The organism is Trichococcus collinsii (assembly GCF_900107505.1).
GTDB classification, from domain to species: domain Bacteria; phylum Bacillota; class Bacilli; order Lactobacillales; family Aerococcaceae; genus Trichococcus; species Trichococcus collinsii.
This window is the reverse complement of the sequence record NZ_FNQH01000001.1, coordinates 122,783-144,222: the sequence shown is the minus strand read 5'-3', so window position 1 is coordinate 144,222 and position 21,440 is coordinate 122,783. Positions and strand designations below refer to the sequence as shown.

At 46.6% G+C, this 21,440-nt stretch carries 19 protein-coding genes and 1 other annotated feature; of the genes, 1 reads left to right on the top strand and 18 read right to left on the bottom strand.

Annotated features, from left to right (window positions below; translation table 11 throughout):
• Position 1: 1 nt before the first annotated feature.
• The 12 genes from mreD to BLV66_RS00695 all read right to left on the bottom strand — a co-directional run bounded on the left by mreD (position 2) and on the right by BLV66_RS00695 (position 13,764).
• Positions 2–526, bottom strand: coding sequence for a rod shape-determining protein MreD (mreD, locus tag BLV66_RS00750; RefSeq protein ID WP_086985393.1), 525 nt, complete (start codon positions 524–526; stop codon positions 2–4).
• Positions 526–1,380 carry a rod shape-determining protein MreC gene (gene mreC, locus BLV66_RS00745; RefSeq protein ID WP_086985394.1) on the bottom strand — a complete coding sequence of 285 codons (855 nt, stop codon included), beginning with the start codon at positions 1,378–1,380 and terminating at the stop codon, positions 526–528. Before mreC ends, mreD begins: the two co-directional genes overlap by 1 nt.
• 46 nt (positions 1,381–1,426) lie before the next feature.
• The gene (locus BLV66_RS00740; protein WP_086985997.1) at positions 1,427–2,440 is read right to left on the bottom strand and encodes a rod shape-determining protein; all 1,014 of its coding nucleotides are present in this window, start codon (positions 2,438–2,440) and stop codon (positions 1,427–1,429) included.
• A 291-nt stretch (positions 2,441–2,731) separates the two neighbouring features.
• Positions 2,732–2,932, bottom strand: coding sequence for a cold-shock protein CspD (cspD, locus tag BLV66_RS00735; RefSeq protein WP_086628303.1), 201 nt, complete (start codon positions 2,930–2,932; stop codon positions 2,732–2,734).
• 190 nt (positions 2,933–3,122) lie between these two features.
• The gene (gene radC, locus BLV66_RS00730) at positions 3,123–3,812 is read right to left on the bottom strand and encodes a RadC family protein (RefSeq protein WP_176974078.1); all 690 of its coding nucleotides are present in this window, start codon (positions 3,810–3,812) and stop codon (positions 3,123–3,125) included.
• A 59-nt stretch (positions 3,813–3,871) separates the two neighbouring features.
• Positions 3,872–4,531, bottom strand: coding sequence for an HAD family hydrolase (locus tag BLV66_RS00725; protein ID WP_086985395.1), 660 nt, complete (start codon positions 4,529–4,531; stop codon positions 3,872–3,874).
• Between the two features lies 1 nt (position 4,532).
• Positions 4,533–5,843 carry a bifunctional folylpolyglutamate synthase/dihydrofolate synthase gene (locus BLV66_RS00720; RefSeq protein WP_086985396.1) on the bottom strand — a complete coding sequence of 437 codons (1,311 nt, stop codon included), beginning with the start codon at positions 5,841–5,843 and terminating at the stop codon, positions 4,533–4,535.
• 95 nt (positions 5,844–5,938) lie between these two features.
• Positions 5,939–8,587, bottom strand: coding sequence for a valine--tRNA ligase (locus BLV66_RS00715; RefSeq protein ID WP_086985397.1), 2,649 nt, complete (start codon positions 8,585–8,587; stop codon positions 5,939–5,941).
• A gap of 65 nt (positions 8,588–8,652) precedes the next feature.
• Positions 8,653–8,877: a binding site (T-box leader), on the bottom strand.
• 44 nt (positions 8,878–8,921) lie between these two features.
• A complete protein-coding gene (tpx, locus tag BLV66_RS00710) occupies positions 8,922–9,416 on the bottom strand; it encodes a thiol peroxidase (RefSeq protein ID WP_086985398.1) in 495 nt (164 codons plus the stop codon).
• 84 nt (positions 9,417–9,500) lie between these two features.
• Positions 9,501–10,715, bottom strand: coding sequence for a tRNA uracil 4-sulfurtransferase ThiI (gene thiI, locus BLV66_RS00705; RefSeq protein ID WP_086985399.1), 1,215 nt, complete (start codon positions 10,713–10,715; stop codon positions 9,501–9,503).
• A gap of 29 nt (positions 10,716–10,744) precedes the next feature.
• Entirely contained in the window at positions 10,745–11,881 is a 1,137-nt protein-coding gene (locus BLV66_RS00700) for a cysteine desulfurase family protein (RefSeq protein ID WP_086985400.1), read from the bottom strand.
• A gap of 164 nt (positions 11,882–12,045) precedes the next feature.
• A complete protein-coding gene (locus BLV66_RS00695) occupies positions 12,046–13,764 on the bottom strand; it encodes a septation ring formation regulator EzrA (RefSeq protein WP_086985401.1) in 1,719 nt (572 codons plus the stop codon).
• 416 nt (positions 13,765–14,180) lie between these two features.
• Here BLV66_RS00695 and rpsD point away from each other — a divergent pair, with 416 nt between their 5' ends.
• Positions 14,181–14,792: a 30S ribosomal protein S4 gene (gene rpsD, locus BLV66_RS00685; RefSeq protein WP_086985403.1), complete on the top strand. Its 612-nt coding sequence runs from the start codon at positions 14,181–14,183 to the stop codon at positions 14,790–14,792.
• A 425-nt stretch (positions 14,793–15,217) separates the two neighbouring features.
• On the opposite strand, the gene BLV66_RS00680 is transcribed toward rpsD, so the two are convergent.
• From BLV66_RS00680 to BLV66_RS00655, 6 genes are all read right to left on the bottom strand, one after another.
• Positions 15,218–15,844, bottom strand: coding sequence for a DUF1054 family protein (locus BLV66_RS00680; protein WP_245826651.1), 627 nt, complete (start codon positions 15,842–15,844; stop codon positions 15,218–15,220).
• Between the two features lie 81 nt (positions 15,845–15,925).
• Positions 15,926–16,894 carry a siderophore ABC transporter substrate-binding protein gene (locus tag BLV66_RS00675; RefSeq protein ID WP_086985404.1) on the bottom strand — a complete coding sequence of 323 codons (969 nt, stop codon included), beginning with the start codon at positions 16,892–16,894 and terminating at the stop codon, positions 15,926–15,928.
• 18 nt (positions 16,895–16,912) lie between these two features.
• Positions 16,913–17,674, bottom strand: coding sequence for an iron ABC transporter ATP-binding protein (locus BLV66_RS00670; protein ID WP_086985405.1), 762 nt, complete (start codon positions 17,672–17,674; stop codon positions 16,913–16,915).
• Complete coding sequence (locus BLV66_RS00665; RefSeq protein ID WP_086985406.1) at positions 17,671–18,633, bottom strand: iron chelate uptake ABC transporter family permease subunit; 963 nt, start codon at positions 18,631–18,633, stop codon at positions 17,671–17,673. Before BLV66_RS00665 ends, BLV66_RS00670 begins: the two co-directional genes overlap by 4 nt.
• Positions 18,630–19,583: an ABC transporter permease gene (locus tag BLV66_RS00660; RefSeq protein WP_086985407.1), complete on the bottom strand. Its 954-nt coding sequence runs from the start codon at positions 19,581–19,583 to the stop codon at positions 18,630–18,632. The genes BLV66_RS00665 and BLV66_RS00660 overlap by 4 nt, the downstream gene beginning before the upstream one ends.
• Before the next feature lie 239 nt (positions 19,584–19,822).
• Positions 19,823–21,331, bottom strand: a complete 1,509-nt coding sequence (locus BLV66_RS00655; RefSeq protein ID WP_086985408.1) for a helicase HerA-like domain-containing protein — start codon at positions 21,329–21,331, stop codon at positions 19,823–19,825.
• Positions 21,332–21,440: the final 109 nt, after the last annotated feature.

Sequence of the window (21,440 nt, the reverse complement as noted above, 5' to 3'; positions counted from 1 at the left end):
TTTAATCATACATCCAGGATACAAGCTTAAACAATGGATAATATATTACAATAAACAACACAATGTTCAACACGATTGTGGGTCCTAGGCGTTCTGAAGCGAAAGCGCTGAAATCAAGCTGCGTAATGTCCATCAAGCTGTAAAAGCCAAAAACGAATGAATCTACCGCTACAATTGCCATGATGAACAACAAGGCCAACACGAAAACATTTTCCGTCAGATATTTTTGCATTTTCTTCACGAAATACACGATCACCGCAAAAGCCACTGCGTAAATGCCCAAAATGCCGCTGTAATAACTGTCGAACAGTAGCCCGAACAGAACCGCGTACAACTGCATCGGCTGCTTTGGGAAATAATAGGAAAAGAGCACGAATCCGAACAGCGCCAGGTGGGGCACGAGGATATACTCTTCACTGACGAACTGGCCCGGGAAGGCATTGATCAAAAAGCCATCCAAAATCATCAGTAAGTAAAGCATCACGGGGATGAAATAAGTGTGATGCAAAGATCTATTCTGCACCATCACTCACCACTCCCGCTAAGCCGTTTGATGACCGTCACAAATCGGATATTATAAACCTCTCCGGCAGGCTCAATCGTCACCTGTTTGAACAAGCCGTAGCTGTCCATGGATACTTCTTTAACGGTTCCGATTAACAAGGCGCTTGGCGAAACGCCCCCCAATCCTGAAGTGATCACACTGTCGCCCGGATTGATCACCGCATCAGGGGCAATCTGGGACATGGATAGCATCTTTGTGTTCTCATCATAGCCATTGACGATGCCATGAACGGGACCGGATTCCGTTTGGATTTCAGCTGATACCCGGTTGGTCGTATCGTTCGAAGTAGTCAACAAAAGAACTTTCGCGCTGGTTGAATTGACTTCAGATACGCGACCGATCAGACCGTTTCCTGCCATCACCGACATGTCGACCTCTACCCCGTCCTGTGACCCTTTGTCGATGACGATTTGGTTCAACCAACTATCCGGGTTGCGGGATACTACAGATGCATTGATTTGTTCATATTCTGATAAAGTGCTTTTTAATTCAAGTTCTTCCTGCATCCGTGCATTTTCTTGCTCCAGATTATAGACTTTCACTTGCAGCTCATAAACGGTATCAATTTTACTTTTTAAAGCTTGATTTTCTTCATACGTATTCATCAGGTTATCGACTGAATCAACAAAATTCGCCACTACTTCCGCCGGCTTCGAAAATATTCTCGCAATGGAGCCTGTCACATCGTTCCCTACTTGTTGCGGTATCGATGTATCTTCTCTGTTGTTGGTGAGAGAATATGCTATCAAGCTGATAAAGGTGATCACACTGATCAATAGGATGATCAATTTTTTATTGTTAAAAAACTGATTCACATTGACACCTCATTTCGTACATCACTTTCAATTACATTCATTATGCTTAAGGCCTTAAATTCTTACGTTTGTACACGTTAATATTCTTCAATGTTTCGCCTGTCCCGATGGAAACGCAATCCAATGGATCGTTGGCGATAAACACAGGAACTTCCGCTTCCGCGGAAATGACTTCAGCTATGTTTTTCAACAAAGCGCCGCCGCCTGTCAGAACAATACCATGGTCAATGACGTCAGCTGATATTTCGGGAGGGGTCTCTTCCAGCACTTCCCTCACAGAAAGGATGATGTTCTCGACCACATCATGAATCGCAACCGCTACATCCTCAGCATGGATCTCCAAAGTTTTGGGCAGGCCGTTCACCATATCCCGGCCTCTTATTTCCATGGAGCCGTAAGAAGCTGCCTGTTCGATGTCGGCACAGCCGATTGTTATTTTGATGTTTTCGGCAGTGCGCTCACCGATCAGCAGACCGTATTTTTTGCGTATGAATTGAATGATCGCCTCATCCATACGATCACCCCCAGCGGTGCTCGAGCGGCTTGTAACGATTCCACCAAGGGAAATTGTCGCGACATCCGTCGTCCCACCACCGATGTCCACAACCATATTGCCTGTAGGTGCATGCACGGGAAGTCCCGCGCCCACCGCGGCAGCGAAAGGTTCTTCTATGATGAATGCTTCTTTGGCGCCGGCGGTCCGGGTAGCGTCCAGCACTGCACGTTTCTCGACTTCCGTCACACCACTCGGTACGCAGACCATCACATATGGTTTTATGAATGCATTACCAGTCGCTTTTTTGATGAAATATTTCATCATTGCGACAGTTGTATCATAATCCGCAATGACGCCTTCTTTCATCGGGCGGGATGCCACAATGGTGCCGGGTGTCCTACCAAGCATCTGGAAAGCCTCTTCCCCAACGGACAGAATCTCCCCCGTATGGATATTTTTAGCAACGACAGAAGGTTCTCTGATTACGATGCCCTTGCCTGCTATGAAGACGATCGTATTGGCCGTACCTAAATCAATTCCGATGTTTTTACCCTTAAAATTCAAACTTACCAAGTACTTCTCATCCTTCCGTCTGATTGACTACAAACTCTCCCACAAACAAATTCTTTTCTATTTTACCACAAACCGGAACAAGAAAAACATCAATGTAACAAACAAAAGAAAGAATTAATCTATTTGACAGGAATGCCGTCGATCGGTAATACTGACGCAATAAAACCATTCAAATTGACGCAATATTTATACATTTGTCGCTGTAAAGCATAAAGCAGCTCAGCATTTAAAAAGGGCCCGAGACAGTGTCCCGGACCCTTTGATCGTTTAAGTTAAGGAAAATTAGATTTTTTCTACGTTAGAAGCTTGCGGTCCACGGTTTCCATCAACGATTTCGAATGAAACTGCTTGTCCTTCTTCTAATGATTTGAATCCGTCGCCTAAAATAGCTGAGAAATGTACGAATACATCGTCTCCGCTTTCGCGTTCGATAAATCCAAAACCTTTTTCTGCGTTAAACCATTTTACTGTTCCTTTTTCCATGAAAAATTCCTCCTCGTGCAAAGCACTAAAAATGTGATTCTTGCTTTTGGTACGATAGGAATGTTCAAGACAATCTTCTCTTTACCAAACAAAAACACTAATATAATGATATATCAGGTTTTCCGATATTGCAAGTTTTTTGCCATCAAATTTTCATTTCAGCTAATGGAAATATTTGCGGAATCAGCGACTAAATGATCCCGTATTCCCGCAGGCTGAGATAATCATCGACCCCGATGATGAAATGATCGAGAATCTCAATACCCATCATTTCTCCACATTCCACCATTCGGCGAGTAAACACCAAGTCAGCTTCAGAGGGATCGGGATTTCCGGAAGGATGATTGTGCGCAAGGATGATCCTAGCCGCGGCAAACCTTACCGCCTCACGAAAAATTTCGCGTGGATGCGCAACCGAACTGTTCAGGCTGCCTATGAATATCGTCTTTTTCTTGATGATTTCGTTCTTTGTGTTCAGATAGACAGCCACCACGTGTTCCTGCTGGAGGTCGCGCATCTCTTTCTGCAAAAGTGTTCCGGCGCTTTGCGTCGAGGTGATCGTACCGCACTTCAATTGCGTGGCATTGGCTACACGGACTCCCAATTCGACACAGGCCTTTATTTCGATCGCTTTGGTTCGGCCGATTCCGTGGATCGAAGTCAATTCTTCCAGCGAGGCCAGCTTTAAAGAATGCAAATCCTCGAACTCATTCAGCACTCGTAAAGCCAACTGCATAGCATTGCTGTCCCTGGGCCCTGTACGCAGAATGATCGCCAATAATTCATGCGTCGCTAGAGCTTTTTCTCCGAATTGATCCAACCTTTCACGCGGGCGAGAGGCTTTCGGAACCTCCATCAGTAGATTTGTTTCTTGCACCATCCTGTTTTACCCCTTTCCTTCCGTCTACTCAATAGATACGCAGGAAGGGTCAAAACAGGTTATTTCTCTTTCAACCAATCCATGACCGCGTGCAGATCCGGCAAAATGGCCGTCGTTTTTGCTTTCGCTTCGTCATCCGGAACAATCAGATCCGGGATCATGATTACTTCAATGCCCGCATCATAGGCCGCACGGATGCCGTTAAGCGAGTCTTCCAAGATCAGACAGTCCTCTTTCGGAATGCCGAGGGGTTTCCAGGCACTCAGGAAAATTTCCGGATCCGGTTTGGCGAAGGACACTTCATCACCGCAGACTTGGTAGCGGAAATATTGCGAAATATCAGCCAATTCAAGGTAGAAGCTGACCTCTCTCCTTCGGCTGCTGGAAGCAACGACGCATACCACACCTTCCTCCTTCAGAAAGGCCAGCAAATCATACAGGCCTTTTTTGATTGGAAGTCCCTGCTCGGAAGCGATGGTTGTCTGCCTTTTTTTCATTTTTCTCAGGAATCGCTCCGCCAGTTCAGCGTCACCGAAGTCAGAGGCCAATTCAGGCATCACATCCCTATCGGATCGTCCTACTTGTTTCAGGTAATAATCGAAGTCGAAAGCTATCGGCAAAGCCAGCTCTTCAGCCAATTCACCTTGTGCTTGGTATCCCAACGTCTCCGTATCGAACATCAATCCATCCATATCAAAAATGACCGCTTTTTTACGCATCTCAAAACTCCTTATTCTTTAATAAATAATGTCTTACTTCGGAAAGAAAATACAGTGAGCCTGTAATCAATAACAGCCCCTCTTCGGATTGCTTCGCCTTCAGATCATCGATTGCAATGCTCCAATCTTTATAGGCTGCAGCTTCGGGTACGCCCATCCGCTCGCACAGTTCCTTGACCGATGCAGCTCTGGGGAAATCAAAACTAGTCACGTAAAGCTTGCTGTCAGGGATTGACTTGATCAACCGGCCCATTTCCTCCAGGTCCTTATCCGCCAACGCCGCCAACAGAATGGTGATGTCCTTATCCGAAAACTTCTTCTTGATCGCTTCAGTCAGAACTTCCATAGCCGGGATATTATGGGCACCATCCAGCATGACAAACGGTTCTTGCGAAACGATTTCCATTCGAACCGGCCAAGCTGTCCCCAGAAGTCCTGCTTTTATCGTGATTTCCGAATAGTCTAAAGCGTATTTTTGGCAGAACAACAAGAAAGCTTGCAGCGCAGTGGCTGCATTATCGACTTGATGGCCACCCATCAAGGCAATTTCCAGGTTTTCAAACGTGCCCAACGGAGAGGCAAAGTCAAAGACTTCATGGTAATCAGAACCCTCATGCCAATTGGAGACTTTGAAATCCGGGCCGAATATATGCAAGGGCGCGGCCTTTTTTTCCGCAGTGTCCCGCATCACCGACAAAGCAGCTTCAGGCAATCTTCCAATGACGACCGGTGTCCCTTTCTTGATAATGCCCGCTTTTTGATAGGCGATTTTCTCAATTGTATTTCCGAGAATATTGCTGTGATCTTTGCCTATCGTCGTGATGAGCGACAAATCCGGCTCAGCAACATTCGTGCTGTCGTATAGACCGCCCAAGCCGACTTCCAACAATACGACATCGCACGGATGGGAGCCAAAATAGGAGAACATCATGGCGGTCACTACTTCGAATTCTGTCAGCGGGCCCATATCCGTCAGGCCGATTTCCTCATAGAGTGCGTACAGAATGTTCGCTTGTTCCAATACGTCCTCATCTGGGATGTTCGCTCCATTCACGCCGATCCTTTCATTGAAACTGACGATATGCGGCGAGGTGAAGGTTCCCACCGTATAGCCAGCCGCCATAAACAGGTTCCTTAAGTAAGCAACATTCGACCCTTTTCCATTTGTTCCGGCAATATGGATGGATCTGAATTTACGTTCCGGGTGATCCAGTTTTTCCATCAACCATTTCATTCGGACTATTCCCGGTTTAGGACCCATGCCTTTGCGGGTATGGATCCATTCCATCGCTTCTTCATAAGTTGCAAACATCTACCGCTTCACTCCATTTCCATTTAAGAAGAACCCTATCCACAAAGGCGCTTGCTAATAGGGTTCTTCCTGTTCAATTCAATTTAATTCTATGGTCAAGCCAACTGTTCTTTCAGGGCAGCGATGCGTTCTTCCACGGCCACCAATTTTTCGCGGTATTCCGTTCCTTTTTGTTTCTCACCCTCGATTACAGCCTGCGGGGCTTTGCTGACGAATTTTTCGTTATTCAATTTGCTTTCCACACGGTCGACTTCTTTGGTCAATTTCTCCGCTTCCTTCTCGAGACGGGAAATCTCATCCTCCAATTTGATCAGACCGGCTAACGGCATGTACACCTCTCCACCTGAGAAAACTACGGTGACAGCGTCGCTGGCTGCTTGGATGTGTAGACCGATTTCCAGCGTATCCGGATTGCAGAAACGGAAGATGTACGATTCGTTGGCGCGGAAAATCGCTTCGGTTGCCTCGTCATTCACTTTCAGCTGCATCGGAACTTTTTTGGACAACGGTGTGTTCATTTCAGCGCGGACATTGCGGACGCCGCGGATCAATTCGATCAGTTTTTCCATCGCTTCTTCAGCTGCTTCATCGATATAGCTGGCCTTTGCTTCCGGATAGGCTGCCGTCACGATGGAATCGCCTTGATGCGGTACATTCTGCCAAATCTCTTCGGTGACGAAAGGCATGACCGGATGCAATAAGCGCAAGACATTATCCAAAACATACGCCAAGATGCTGCGGGTTGTCCGTTTTGCCTCTTCATTTTCCCCTTGCAGAACTTCTTTGGACATTTCGATATACCAGTCGCAGTAATCATCCCAGATGAAACGGTACAACAAACGGCCTGCTTCACCGAATTCAAATTTCTCGAACAGATCCGTCACTTTTGTTATGGTCTTGTTCAAGCTGGAAAGGATCCATTTATCGGCGATCGTCTTTTCCCCTGAGATGTCGATAGCGTCGAAAGTCAGATCCTCCAAATTGAGCAGCACATAACGGCTTGCATTCCAGATTTTGTTGATGAAGTTCCAGGATGCATCCATCTTCTCATAGCTGAAGCGGACATCCTGACCCGGTGCAGAACCGTTCGCCAAGAACCAACGCAAGGCATCCGCTCCGTATTTTTCGACCACATCCATCGGATCGATTCCATTTCCGAGCGATTTACTCATTTTGCGGCCTTCCTCGTCACGGATCAGACCATGGATCAGTACATTCTCAAACGGACGCTTTTCGGTGAACTCCAGACTCTGGAAGATCATCCGGCTTACCCAGAAGAAGATGATGTCATAGCCGGTAACCAACGTGCTGGTAGGGAAATAACGTTTGAAATCTTCCGCATCTTCATCCGGCCAGCCCATTGTCGAGAACGGCCAAAGTGCTGAACTGAACCACGTATCCAGAACATCCTCATCCTGCGTCCAGTTTTTGCTGTCGCTCGGAGCTTCCATGCCTACGTACATTTCGCCGGTTTCCTTATGATACCAAGCCGGGATTTGATGTCCCCACCATAATTGGCGAGAGATGACCCAGTCATGGACGTTGCCCATCCAAGTCAGGAAAGTATTCTCAAATCGTTCAGGATAGAAGGAAACTTTTTCTTCTGTGGATTGATTTTCGACCGCACGTTCAGCCAATGGTTGCATTTTGACGAACCATTGCGTTGAGATGCGTGGTTCCACAATAACGTTTGTTCGTTCCGAATGTCCGACGCTGTGGGTCATTTCTTCAATTTTGACCAAATAGCCCAGTTCTTTCATATCTTTTATGATCGCTTTGCGCGCTGCAAAACGATCCATGCCTGCATATTTTCCGGCTGCTTCGTTCATCGTCGCATCATCGTTCATGACGTTCACTTGCGGCAAATCATGGCGTAAACCGACTTCAAAGTCGTTCGGATCATGAGCGGGTGTGATCTTAACAACACCAGTCCCGAAGTCCATCTCAACATAATCATCAGCGATGACTGGGATTTCCCGATTCACCAACGGCAATGTCACGGTCTTGCCGATGAACTGCTGATATCTTGCATCTTCCGGATGAACTGCGATGGCTGTGTCACCCAACATGGTTTCGGGACGGGTAGTCGCCAACTCCAGGTAGCCTGAGCCATCCGTCATCGGATAGCGGAAGTGATAGAAAGCGCCCTGAACGTCCTTGTGGATTACCTCAATATCGGATAAGGCTGTTTTCGCTTTGGGATCCCAATTGATGATGTATGCGCCGCGATAGATCAAGTCTTTTTCGTACAATCCAACAAAGACTTTGCGAACTGCATCCGACAAACCCTCATCGAGCGTGAATCGCTCGCGGTCATAATCAACGGAAATGCCCATTTTTCCCCATTGCTCGCGGATAACGCTAGCGTAATCCTCTTTCCATTCCCATACCTTGTCGACAAAGGCTTCCCGGCCCAGGTCATAGCGGGTAAGTCCATCCTCGGCTAATTTCGCTTCAACCTTGGCTTGGGTGGCGATGCCGGCGTGGTCCATCCCAGGCAACCACAGCGTATCGAATCCTTGCATGCGTTTTTGGCGGATCAACATATCCTGCAGCGTCACATCCCAGGCATGGCCCAAGTGCAGTCTGCCGGTTACGTTCGGAGGCGGAATCACGATCGAATACGGTTTTTTGCTTTTGTCGCCGCTAGGCTTGAACAGCCCCGCTTCCACCCATTTTTGATATTTCCCTGCTTCTACTTGCTGGGGTTGATACTTTGTCGGCATTGCATCTGCTTTAGACATTCAGCCACTTCCTCTCTCTTTTTTTCATCGATTTGTTGCGAAAAAAAATCGCCCTGCATACGAATATGCAGGACGATATGAATCGCGGTACCACCTAAATTACAGGAATCAAATCCCTGTCTCTCTTTTTGATAACGGAGAATACTCCGAGCTGCGCTACCCAGTCCACAGACCTTCACGCAACTTGCTCACAAGCTACTTCACTTTCCTTCCCCAAAAAAGCTTTCACCAAACGCTTTTCTCTCTTATGTAGTTCCGGGTAAGCTACTCTTCTTGATCGACGCTTATTTATACTTCACTAGTTTAGCACCTTTTGATTGAAATCTCAATGCGATTAAAGTAAATTTTTCGCAGCTGCCAATGCTGCTTCTTCATTCGGTTCCGTCGCGATTTCAGGCACGATCTCCATGTAGGAAAGAACGCCTTCTTTGTCGATGACGAATACGCTGCGGGCCAACTTATTGCCTAATTTGGGCACTTTCAGCCCATACGCTTCCCCAAACTCGCCTGCATCGTCATGCAACATCTGCATATCGATGCCGTTTGCCGAGCACCAGTTGATCAATTCTTCTTTTGTATTTTTCGAAACTGACAACAAGGTCAAACCTTCGATATTTGCTGCCGTCTCGTTGAATTTGCGTGTTTGTTTGTCGCAAACGCTCGTGTTGATGTCCGGGAATACGCTGATCAAGACAACCGAACCGCGCAAATCATCCAAAGATACCTTTTCGTCTTCTGTATTGTACAACGAAAATGCTGGTGCCTTCTCCCCAACTACGGGTTGAGTTCCTAAAACTTCAACAATTTCACCTTTTAATGTTACTTGCATGAAAACATTCCCCCTTATCCGATAGTAATCTCATTATACAGATAAGTGGTGATTTATGGTAAGGATACGCTCTTGCCGTGCAGGTTACAGCAAATTCGAAAAGAGAGCTTCGTCTTGGCTGGCGGTATCCTCTCGGCCGGTTATGCTTGATATGACAATGCCTGCAACCGCGCGTGCCACGAGCGGTTCCACATCAAGGATCGCTTCAAATCGTCTGGCCTTATCCAAATGCGGTTTCGTTTTGGGTGACGGTGGCGCAAAAATCGTACAACAGTCTTCGAACGGTTGCACCGATAGATCAAAGGTATCGATTTTTTGTGCCAAATCGATGATTTCCAATTTATCCATCGTTGCGACAGGACGAATGATCGGTGTCGTTGTGACATCGTTGATGGCAATCATGCTCTCCAGCGTCTGGGAAGCGACTTGAGCCAAAGATTCTCCATTAAAAATAGCCAGGCCTTTGCGCTCGGCTCTAATAGCATCGGTGATGCGCAGCATCATCCGGCGTGTGATCGTCATCAGATAATCCGCAGGAATCTTCTCTTTGATTTCTTCCTGGATCTCCGTGAACGGCACTTCGATGAACTGGATTTCACCGCCGAATTTAGTCAATTTGGCAGCCAGATCCTTGGCTTTCTGTAACGCTTGCGGACTTGTGTAAGGCGGACTGTGGAAGTGTACTGCCTCAATCTTTACGCCGCGTTTCATGGCAAGATAACCTGCAACCGGTGAATCGATGCCTCCGGAAAGCATCAGCATCCCTCTGCCGCTGGAACCGACAGGCAATCCTCCAGCCCCCTGATAGGTTTGCGTGCTGAGCATGATTCCGTTGGTTTTGATGTCTACGCGTACAAGGATATCCGGCTGCTTCATCTTGACTGAAATACCAGGGAAAGCATTCAGCACAGTTGCCCCCAACTCGGCATTCATGAAGGTCGTGTCATGCTCGTAGGCGTGATCCGCGCGACGCGTAGCTATCTTGAATGTCTTTCCGGCCGTCTCCATTTTGGCAAGCAACTCCACCAATACCCGTTTCACTTCATCAAGATCGCGCGAAACGAGATAGACGGGCGAAAAGTTTTGAATACCGAACACATGCTGCAGGCGTTCGATAATGATAGCCTCGTCAGCTCCGTTCAGATCCAATAACATAGAATCGTGCTCGGGTTTGATTTTGATCTGAGGATGATCCTTTGTGACCATTCTGACGTTTTGCGCCAACTGTTGGACAAAACGTTTTTTGTTTTTCCCTTTGGTCGACAGTTCGCCAAAGCGGATTTGAATGTGCGTTTCCATTTATGTTCTCTTCCAATCTGTTAGTTATTCTATTGTATCTTTTTGAACTGTTGATGCAGTGTCCGGAAATGTTCTATGAAGATTTCCGCTTCCGAAATCGTATTCTCGCCGGAAAGGCTTATCCTGACAGCGCACTGGCTCCAGGAAACCGGTACACCCATTGAACCTAGCGTGTATGGCGTCCCCTTCTTTCTGCTTGAGCAGGCGCTGGTGGTTGAGATGAAGATACCTATGCTTTCGAAAGCATGGACCATCACTTCTCCCCTGACGCCTTTCATAGCAAAACAGAGAATGTGGCCGGCGCCATCTTCAGGAGAAAAAATACGGACATCCTTATATTCCGAAAGAGCGGCAACTAATTTACCACGAACCAACTGTTCTTGTTTTCGGCTGAACGCGCTATTTTCAAGCGTCATACGCAAAGCTTTCGCCATCGCTGCGACTCCCCCGACATTCTCCGTCGTACTGCGCATGCCCGATTCTTGCCCGCCTCCCGTCAACAACGGCGCGATCCGTTTGCCATGTTTCTTATAGAGGATGCCGACGCCTTTGGGGCCATGGAATTTATGCGCTGAAAGCGACAGAAGATCCACTCTTGGATGTCGGATCAGCGGCTCGCATTCACCGACAGCCTGCACGGCATCCACATGGAAATGGACCCAAGGATAATTTTCCAGCAACTCGCCGATAGCCTCGATCGGTTGGATGCTGCCGACTTCGTTATTGATGGCCATAACGCTCAGCAGGATCGTATCTTTTCTTATGGTTTTTTCAAGCTCCTCAATAGACACGATTCCGTTCGCGTCGACAGGCACGTAGCTGATTTCAAACCCTAACTTTTCCAACTGCTCCAACGACTTTGATACGGCAGGATGCTCAACGGAAGAAGCGATCATGTGTTTCCCTACTGCAAACTTCTCCATCGCGGTCCCTTTGATCGCCCAGTTGTCACTCTCTGTACCACCGCTCGTGAAGAATATTTCATCCGGCTGGACACCCAGCAATAGTGCAATCTGTTTGCGCGATTGCTGCAACAAAGCATCCGCTTCATTGCCTAATCTGTGCAGACTGGAAGGATTACCAAAAAATTGTTCATTGACCTTCCGGTATGTATCTATAGCTTCCGGATACATTTTTGTTGTTGCACTGTTGTCAAAATAAATCATCTTTATCTACACTTCCTTAAATAACTTTGCACTCTCATCGGGACATCCTATCTATTATATAGAAAATGCCTGACCATTTAAAGCATACGGCTGAATTTTATTCTGTTCCCGTAAAAAAAGGGCCGAGACATTGTCCCGACCCCTTAGCTTTATTTGTTCTGCATTTAATAGTAGTGACGATTTTTTTCTTCCTGGTAAGACTCTTCCACTTTGCGTGCAGCCCCTGCTTCGATGCGATTCAACGGGATTTTGATTGCTTCCAACGCACCTGCGTAGTCATATTCACGATGGAAAAGCACCAAAGCTTTGTTTATGGCATTTTCGATCTCTACATGCGAATGACGGAAACGGTTTGCGTACTGGATCATATACTCTGTCAGCATCGCGTTGTCCACAATCGTTTGCGTTTGGTTATCTAACATTTCAATGTCCTCTTCGCACATCTTGGAAATGGCATCGATTTCGTCCATGTCGATTTTCACCCGGTTAAGCTTGGAAGCCAAATCCTCGATACGATCCGTGACCGAGAAGAAAAGATCCAAATAGATTTTCGGCAATCCCGGCAGATGGTATTTCTCGATTGTCCGTTTCATGTTGCGCATATCCAACTCGTACAAATCGATGCTGTCCTTGATTTCCTTTTCGCGGTTGCGCAAGTCACTGAGGTTGCTCACCAATTCAGACTGTTCCTTGTCGATTTCCGAAAGGCGTTGGCTGATTTTTTCATAATATTCGCGGACAACCGAGTAGGAAATTTCATGTTCCTTCATCATCTTATCATAGTAACGCAAGGCTTCATTTTCCTTCAGCAACTGCTCTTCGAATTCTTGTGCACGGCCCAATTCATTTTTATTCAAGAAATAATTCTGGGAGACACGATCGATTTCAAGCAGCACATAACGGTTGCTCTGCAGGACATGATCCATTTTCTTTTGCAGATTTGCCGTGTGACGGCCCACAAATTCTTTAGCTTCCATTTCTTTTTCCATGATGGCATAGACCGCCTCGATATCGCGTTCTACCTTATCCATCTTCTTGCCTGCTTCATTGATATCGGCAAGGGCGATGGAATCTTTTGCTTCCTGAATTTCTTTTTCAACAGCGGCTATCTCAACGGAGACATCCACACCTTCGAAAATGTACTTTTCATCCAACAAGCGTTGGTAGCCGTCTTTCAGATCATTTACTTGTTCCTCATACTCTGTTTTGATTTTTTCGTTCAACTGAGGGATCTTTTCAACGACTTCTTCCATAACAAGCAGATCCTGCTCGATACGGGATAAGATTTCTTTAGCTTCCATATGGTCGCCTTCGTTCGTCAATGAATTGAATTTCGTGAAATCCAACTCCATGTAATTCAGATTCTTTTCCAACGTTTCGATGGCTGGACCGAATGTAAAGCTGTGAGCCAATAATTGTTTGCGGATTTTATTATAGCGTTCCTGGATTTCTTCCAACTCTTTGCGGTTTTCCTGTGCACTTTCTAATAGTTTTTCGAGTGCCTTGTTCACTTTTTCAACGCTGTTTTTCGTTTCGTCAATCAGTTGATCCGCTTGCGAAATGGCTTGCTTCGCCTTGATGAAGTTCATGCGTTGGATGTATTGTTCAGCACTGACAAGTGCCGCCTCAATTTCAGGATACTGAAAACGCGTGATGGTCTGCCATGTAGCTTGCCAACTTTCGTATGTACGCTTTGTTTGCCCTGTCAAATTCATATTTTTCAATGTGAACAGGTTATCGGCCACAGGTATGGCCATCGCCTTTTGCTTCTTCTCATCGATTTCTTTGATTCGATTCGCTTGTTGCCTCGTCAAATACATGATCGCACCGTACCCGATCAACACTAACAATATTATCGCTACTAACCAGTATATAAACTCCATCAATAAATCCTCCACCTATTCCGACAATTTCGTTTATTTGATCTGAAAATTGAAAACGCCCAATATATCTCATTTTTTAGTATAACATAGAAAGAACCAATCAGAAACCAGAAAATAATAAGGGAACGGAATTCCTTTTCTTTGAACAGTGAGCGCGTTGCGTTGCCGGGAAAAGTCTGAAAAACATCACGTTTCCATTGCATTAACTTCTGTTGTTTGGTACAATAATCTTTGTGTAAAATAATGCAGCGAGAAAGAAGCACCCGCGTCAACAGTTCATCGCCATCGGTTAGATGGTTCAATTGCGTACCCTTGCGGCTGCATAAGGTGAAGATTGAAGGATCAACTGCACGCATTGCTGACTTATCATTCTTATTTTACTCCAAAAATCAAACATTTATTGGAGGAATTTTATTATGTCACGTTATACAGGACCAAGCTGGAAACAGGCTCGTCGTTTAGGCATCTCCCTTTTGGGAACAGGTAAAGAATTGGAGCGTCGTCCATACGTTCCAGGTCAACACGGCCCTAACAACCGTAAAAAATTATCTGAATATGCTATGCAATTGCAAGAAAAACAAAAATTGCGTCACATGTACGGCATGAACGAACGTCAATTTGCAACTTTATTCAAAAAAGCTGGTAAAATCAAAGAAGGTAAACAAGGTGTTAACTTCATGATCTTATTGGAACAACGTTTGGATAACGTAGTTTACCGTTTAGGTTTAGCTTCTACTCGTCGTCAAGCACGTCAATTAGTTAACCACGGTCACGTAACTGTCGATGGCAAACGTGTTGATATCCCTTCATACGAAGTGGCTGTCGGCCAAGTAATCGGCTTGCGCGAAAAATCTAAAAACTTAGTAGTTGTTAAAGCTGCTGCTGAAGCTTTGTTCGGACGTCCAGACTTCATCACCTTCGACACAGAAACATTCGAAGGTTCATTGAACCGTCTGCCAGTTCGCGAAGAATTGCCAGCTGAAATCGATGAGTCATTCGTAGTAGAATACTACAACAAATTAGGCTAATCTCCCCGGAGATCAGCTCTGCATCAAAGAAACGGCAAAGCAATTTGCCGTTTCTTTTTGTTAGAAAAGCGAAACGGGTTCGTTCAGCCCTTGTTAAGGAAACACTGTGACCTAAACGGTCACAGTGTTTCCTGCCACGCAACGTTCCCTACGGTCACCTTGTACTGGGAGTTTAAGGGATGAATCCCTTAGAGTCCCATGCAACTGAGCATCGTAGAGCGCAATATGCTGAGAGACTTCCTGCGTCAGCAGGTTAGTCGAATAGTATCTTGGCTCGTAGAGACAAGGGGTTCCTTTATCCTTTCCGAAGGGCTTACCCGTGAAGCTAGCCAACTTTTTTGAAAGATAAATCATTTTCCAAAGCAAAAAGGACTGAACAGCGGGATTGCTGTTCAGTCCTTTTTGCTTTGTCTTGGGTTTCGCGTTTAGCGATACTGTTCCATGCAGGTCCGGTAGATTGGCAGCAGTTCACGGAGTGTTTCCTTCATCACTGCCAGCGTGCTTGCTTCCGTCGCTAACCGCGGATCGGCTGGCGCCAATTTGCGGCCGATCAGCAGTTCAGCCTTCTTCACATCCCGCAGCCGGACCAGGATAGGCTGCCAATCGACAGCCTCTATCCGCTGAACAGTCGGCACGGTATGATCGACAGAAACGACGTAATCACGCGGCAACTGCTCCAATTCAGGAATCCTTTCCAATAAAGCAGCAGCCATCTCTTTTTCTTTGACGGGTTGATCAATCAGGCAAAGATAAAAGCTGACCCCCTCTTTTGCAATCCCGATTTGGAAATGCGGATACTTTTTGTAGCCCCTCGCGTCCCCACCGATGGCGCACCAAGTATTCTCGGGTGCATACTTCGTGCGGCGCAGGTGTTTGGCAACATGCACGGGAACCGATTCAGCATGCTCTTCCGAAACGATGAAGCGGGCCCCCGCTGCTGCGAAATGCTGGAACTTGGGTTGGATCCGTTCGCGGATGCCTGTCATCCTCTCGTCGAGTCCCTGAATGTCAAAAACGTTGAAGTCTTCCATATTGAAGTAATTTTCTGCCAAACCGTGCACCTCTTTCTGATTTCCTCCCATCATTATAGAGAAAAAATCAGAGGATGGACAATCTTTTGATTCCGCTTTTGATTACTGGAAATCCGCTACGATCTCTTCGACCATCAAGTGGATCGACTCTATCCCACCACCGGAGAGATACCACAAGTCAGAAGACAGGTTGATGATTTTATTGTTTTTATAAGCATCCGTTTGGTAGACGAAATCATTCTCCAACAACGCTGCGTTCTCATTGGATGCCGTCCCGATCGCTGCTGTGCGGTCGACGACAAATAAAATCTGCGGATTGATTTCCAGCAACCCTTCATACCCGACTGACTGTCCATGCGTGGAATCCTCGATCGTTGCATCGACAGGTGTGAAGCCCAATGTATCATAAATGAATCCGAAGCGTGAGCCTGTGCTGAAGGCCGACATGCTGCCATCGTTCAGGAGCAACGTCAATGTTTTCTCGCTGATTCCGGCTGTCTTCGCTTGCACGGCCTCAATCTCATCGTTCAAGGTAGCGATGGCCTCATTGGCTGCGTCCTCCTCATCGAAGAGCGTCCCTAAGGTAGTGATGTTTTTTTGAACCGACCCCCAATAATCCGTGTAATCAACACTGAGCACGACAACAGGTGCGATTTCCTCCAGTTGTTCCGCAAAGTCCACCAATCGGTTCGAAATGATGATGAGTTCCGGCGCCAAATTAGCCAATGCTTCAACATTCGGTTCTTTAAGCGTCCCTACATTTTCGAATTGATCTGCCGTATCAGCCAGATAAGCCGGCATGTTTTCGGTTGCCGTGCCAGTGACTGCATCCGCTTTACCCAATGCGATCAGTGTGTCCAAATGTCCGAAATCCAAAACAACGACGTTTTCAGGGTCTTTCGGCACTTCTACGGAGCCGCGTGCGTCCTCGATGGTCATCGTAGCTTCGGATTCCGTACTCAAAATCGCTGTTGTTGAATCCGCCGCATCATCAGCCACCTCGCGGGCGCCGCAAGCCCCAAGTGCGAAGATTGAAGCCAAACTTATGATTGTTTTTTGCCATTTTTTCATTTTCCATTCTCCTCTATGTTAAATTGCTTGATAGGTGCAATGTTTTTTCCCATCCGCAGTTGTAATGACTTCCAGTGGTACTTCATATAATTCCTGCAAAACTTGTGTCCGGATGACTTCCTCGACCGTACCGCTCCGGAACACTTTTCCGTTTTTCATGGCAATGATGTTGTCCGAAAAAACGGAAGCAAAATTGACGTCGTGGATAACGACCAGAATGGTTTTACCCAATTCATCCGCCAAATTCCGGATGGTCTGCATCGTCACGATGCTTTGTTTCAGGTCGAGATTGTTCAGCGGTTCATCCAATAAGATGTACTCGGTATCCTGTACCAGTATCATCGCGATGGCCGCCCGCTGGAGTTGCCCACCAGACAGAGTATCAAGATAGCGGTTTGAGAATTCTACCAGGTTCAGATAGCCCAAAACCTTGTCGATCATTGCATGATCTTCTTCATTCAGCCTGCCCTTCGTATAGGGGAACCTACCGAACGAGACCAGTTCGCGGACCGTCATGCGCACTTGATAGGCATTTTGTTGTTTCAGGATCGAAAGCTCCTTCGCCAGTTCATCAGATTGCCAGGCCTCGATTTCTTTCCCATTTATCGTCAATAGACCCTCGTCCTTTATCAAAAGCCGGCTGATGACCGAAAGGAGCGTACTTTTGCCTGCCCCATTCGGACCGATAAAAGCTGTAATCTTACCTTTCTCGATCGCCAATGAGATGTCATCCAATACTTTTTCATCCTCATAGGCTTTGCTGACATGACTGATTTTCATAATTTGCCCCTTTCCTTCCATAATAACCAAAAGAAATAGATTCCTCCGAACAGTTCGACCAGAATGCTCAAATTCGTCTGCAACTTGAAAACTTCCTCTGCCAGGAATTGTCCGGCCACGACCATCACAAAACTTAGCAGACTCGCACCAGGCAGCAGGTAGTTCAGGCAATACGTCCTGAACAGACGATAAGCAATGTTCGCTGCCACAAAACCGAGAAACATCATAGGTCCAACGAGCGCTGCGGAGACTGTCATCAATAGGATGACATGCATGAAGGTAAATTTCGTCTCTTTTTCGACGGCGACCCCTAAATTTTTGGCCGTTTGTGTACCCAGTCCCAAAACTTCCAATACCTTCCGCTTACGCCACAAACTTATAATCGAAAACAAGGCAATCGGAACAGCCAAAATAAGCACGGAATCATTGATGTTCTGAAAACTGGCATACAGTTTCGTCTGCAGTTTATCGTACTCATTCGGGTCCATCAACACTTGCATGAAGGAACTGATGCTGTTGAAGAAGGTACCCATAACGAGCCCAATCATCAGGATGACTTGCATATCGTAATTTTTCCGGTTCCAAGAAAGCCGGTACAGCAACAAGTAACTGCCAAGCATCAGCAACAACAGAAAAATGAACTGCCATTCAGCATTCAATTGGTTGCCCAGCAGCGAGAAGCTGAAGAACATCAACACTGTCTGCAGGAGGCGATAGAAGGATTCAACCCCAAGGATGCTGGGGGTCAAAAAATTGCTATGCACGACCGTCTGAAAGCTGACTGTTGCAAAGGCAGTGCTGATGCTGATGACCGCAAACGTCAAAAGCTTCGTGATCCGCAACTTCATAATGAATACATTTCCGTAGCCTTGATTCCAAAAAAAATAAAGGAAAGCCAAAGCCACCGCCAGGATAGCCAACCTTTTCATGACGATGCGGTTTTTCAGCACGTTTTTCATGCGGTTCGCCCTCCCTTCAGCAGCAACCACAGGAACAAGCCGCCGCCGAAAACACCCAATACCGTTTCCACCGGTATTTCGTATGGAGGAATGACCGATCGCGCGAACACATCACAAAGCAACAAAAAAACCGCTCCGAACAACGCAACCTTACCGTGCGTATTGCGGATATTATCGCCGAAGCGCAACGATACGAGATTCGGGATAATGACTCCCAAAAACGGCAGATTACCGACCGTACTCAGGATGACAGCGACAGCCACGGCGACGAACAGTGTCCCGAGGAACAAGACGGCTTCAAAAGGCAGTCCGAGATTTTTGGCCGCATCTTTCCCGAAGCGCGCAATCGTAAAGTGATCGGCAAAAAAATAAAGTGCCAAAAACAACAGGAAAATGAGGTACATCCCCTCGTATTGTCCTTTGATGACCAATGAAAAATCCCCTTGCATCCAAGCGGAAAGATTTTGCGTGACGTTGAAGCGGAAGGCAAAAAAATTGGCAATCCCTCCCAAAATATTTCCGTACATCAGACCCAGCAAAGGGATCGTCATCTGGCTCTTGAAAGGCAAGCGATTCACGACCACCAAAAACAGGAAGGTTCCTGCCGCTGCAAAGAGGAATGAAAGAGTCATCTTCCCCACAACAGATAAGCCCGGAAAGAAAATCATGCCGCACAGCATGCCCACTCTCGCCGCATCCACCGTTCCGACAGTATCGGGAGCGGCAAATCGGTTCTGTGTCAATGATTGCATAATCAGCCCGGATAAGGACAATCCTGCTCCAGCCAAGAGAACCGTAATCGTCCTAGGCAGCCGTGACGACAACAGTATCAGACGGTCAGTGTTGCTCCCGACCAGAAACTGTTCCACCGAAAATGCAGCAGTCCCCACACCCAGAGACAGCACCATCGCTCCTACCAACGCCAGAACGAGCAACATTTTTCTCAACATCTATTCACCATCTTCCAAGAACAACTCCTTAATGATAACGTTTCTAATTGAGAATCATTCTCAATTGACGGTATAGGTGCTATTCTACTGGATACTGAAATAAAACACAATACCAAATATGAGATTTTCATGAAAAAAAGTAAGTGGCTAAAAGGGGAGCGTTTTCATTTCTTCAGTTCATCAAAAAAAGAAACGAAAAAGGCCAGCCCTTGTGTGGGACTGGTCTTTTCGGTCTGTCTTCATTTTTTCAGGATGCCCAAGATGCCACGCGAAATGACGCGCCCGACTTCCCTGCCTACTTGCGACATCAAATTTTTTGTGAATCTATCCATCGTCGAATCGCGGGAACTGCTCGACCATTTTTGCTGGGTTTGTTCTTTTTGGCGCTCTTTTTTATGTTGCTTCAACTGTTCGGCTTTTTCCTTGTCCCTTGCGGCAAGCTCTTCATTTTCTTCCAACTCAATCGCTTTGATTTCTGACAGCCGCTGCAGTTGTTCGTAGGAGGATTCCCTGTCGATTTCCTCACTGTATTTGTAGTACAGCAAAGAACGGTTGATCTTTTCTTCTTTGACGAGCGGATCCAAGATGCCCATTTTGCTCTCTGGAGGATAAATCATGACTTGCTGAACATAGCCGGGAATTCCTTCCGGATCGAGAAAGGAGACTAACGCTTCACCAACCTTCAGCTCCATCAATTTCTTGTCCAATTCTTCCCCATCCAGCTGCCTGAACGTTTCGGCAACCGCTTTGACGGTCCTCTGCTCCTTAGGGGTAAAGGCTCGCAGAGCATGTTGAATTTTGTTGCCCAATTGGCTCAAAATAGCATTCGGCAAGTCGGTGGGATTTTGCGTCACAAAATAAACACCGACCCCTTTGGAACGGATCAGCCGGACGATGAGTTCGATTTTTTCCTCAAGAACATCCGGAACATCTTGAAATAGGACATGCGCTTCATCAAAAAAGAAGACAAGCTTGGGTTTTTCAAGATCGCCGACTTCCGGCAATTGCTCATACAGTTCAGAAAGGAACCACAGCAGGAATGTCGAGTAGAGTTTTGGAGACATGAACAGGCGATTCGCCATCAGAATGTTCACATAACCGCGCCCGGCTGCATCTGTTTTCAATAAATCCTGGATATCGAACATCGGCTCTCCAAAGAATAGATCACCGCCTTGTTCCTCGATCACCAATAAACCTCTTAAGATTGCACCGATCGATTGCTTTGAAATATTTCCGTATTCCCGGCGTAATTCTGTGGCGTTGTCTCCGACAAAATTCAGTATCGCCCGCAAATCTTTGATATCGATGAGCAAGAGTTGTTTCTCATCCGCCACTTTGAACGCAATGTTCATGATTCCTTCCTGCGTTTCATTGAGCCCCAACAGACGCGACAACAGGATCGGCCCCATATCGGAAATGGTTGTCCGAACCGGTACACCGTTCGATCCAAAGATATCCAAAAGTTCAACAGGGTAAGCGCGCGGCTCAAAATCCTCCGGCTGCAGTTTCGTTACTCGCTCCATTATTTTCCCGCTCAACTCACCCGGTTCCGCGATGCTTGCCAAATCACCTTTGACGTCCGCAAGGAATACCGGAATCCCCGCTTTGCTCAATTGTTCCGCTATCACTTTCAAAGTCACCGTTTTTCCCGTACCGGTCGCTCCGGCGATCAAACCGTGGCGATTCAGCTTGTCCAAATGGATGATTGCCGGTTTGTCCCCTTTCCCGATCACCAGTTCTTGGCGCATCCAAAACCCCTCCTTAGCCTGACATCTCATCCTTATTGTACAATATTTTGAAAAACCCGTACAACAGTAAACACTTTCTTTTGAAAAGTAATAGTACCCTGAAGCGCTA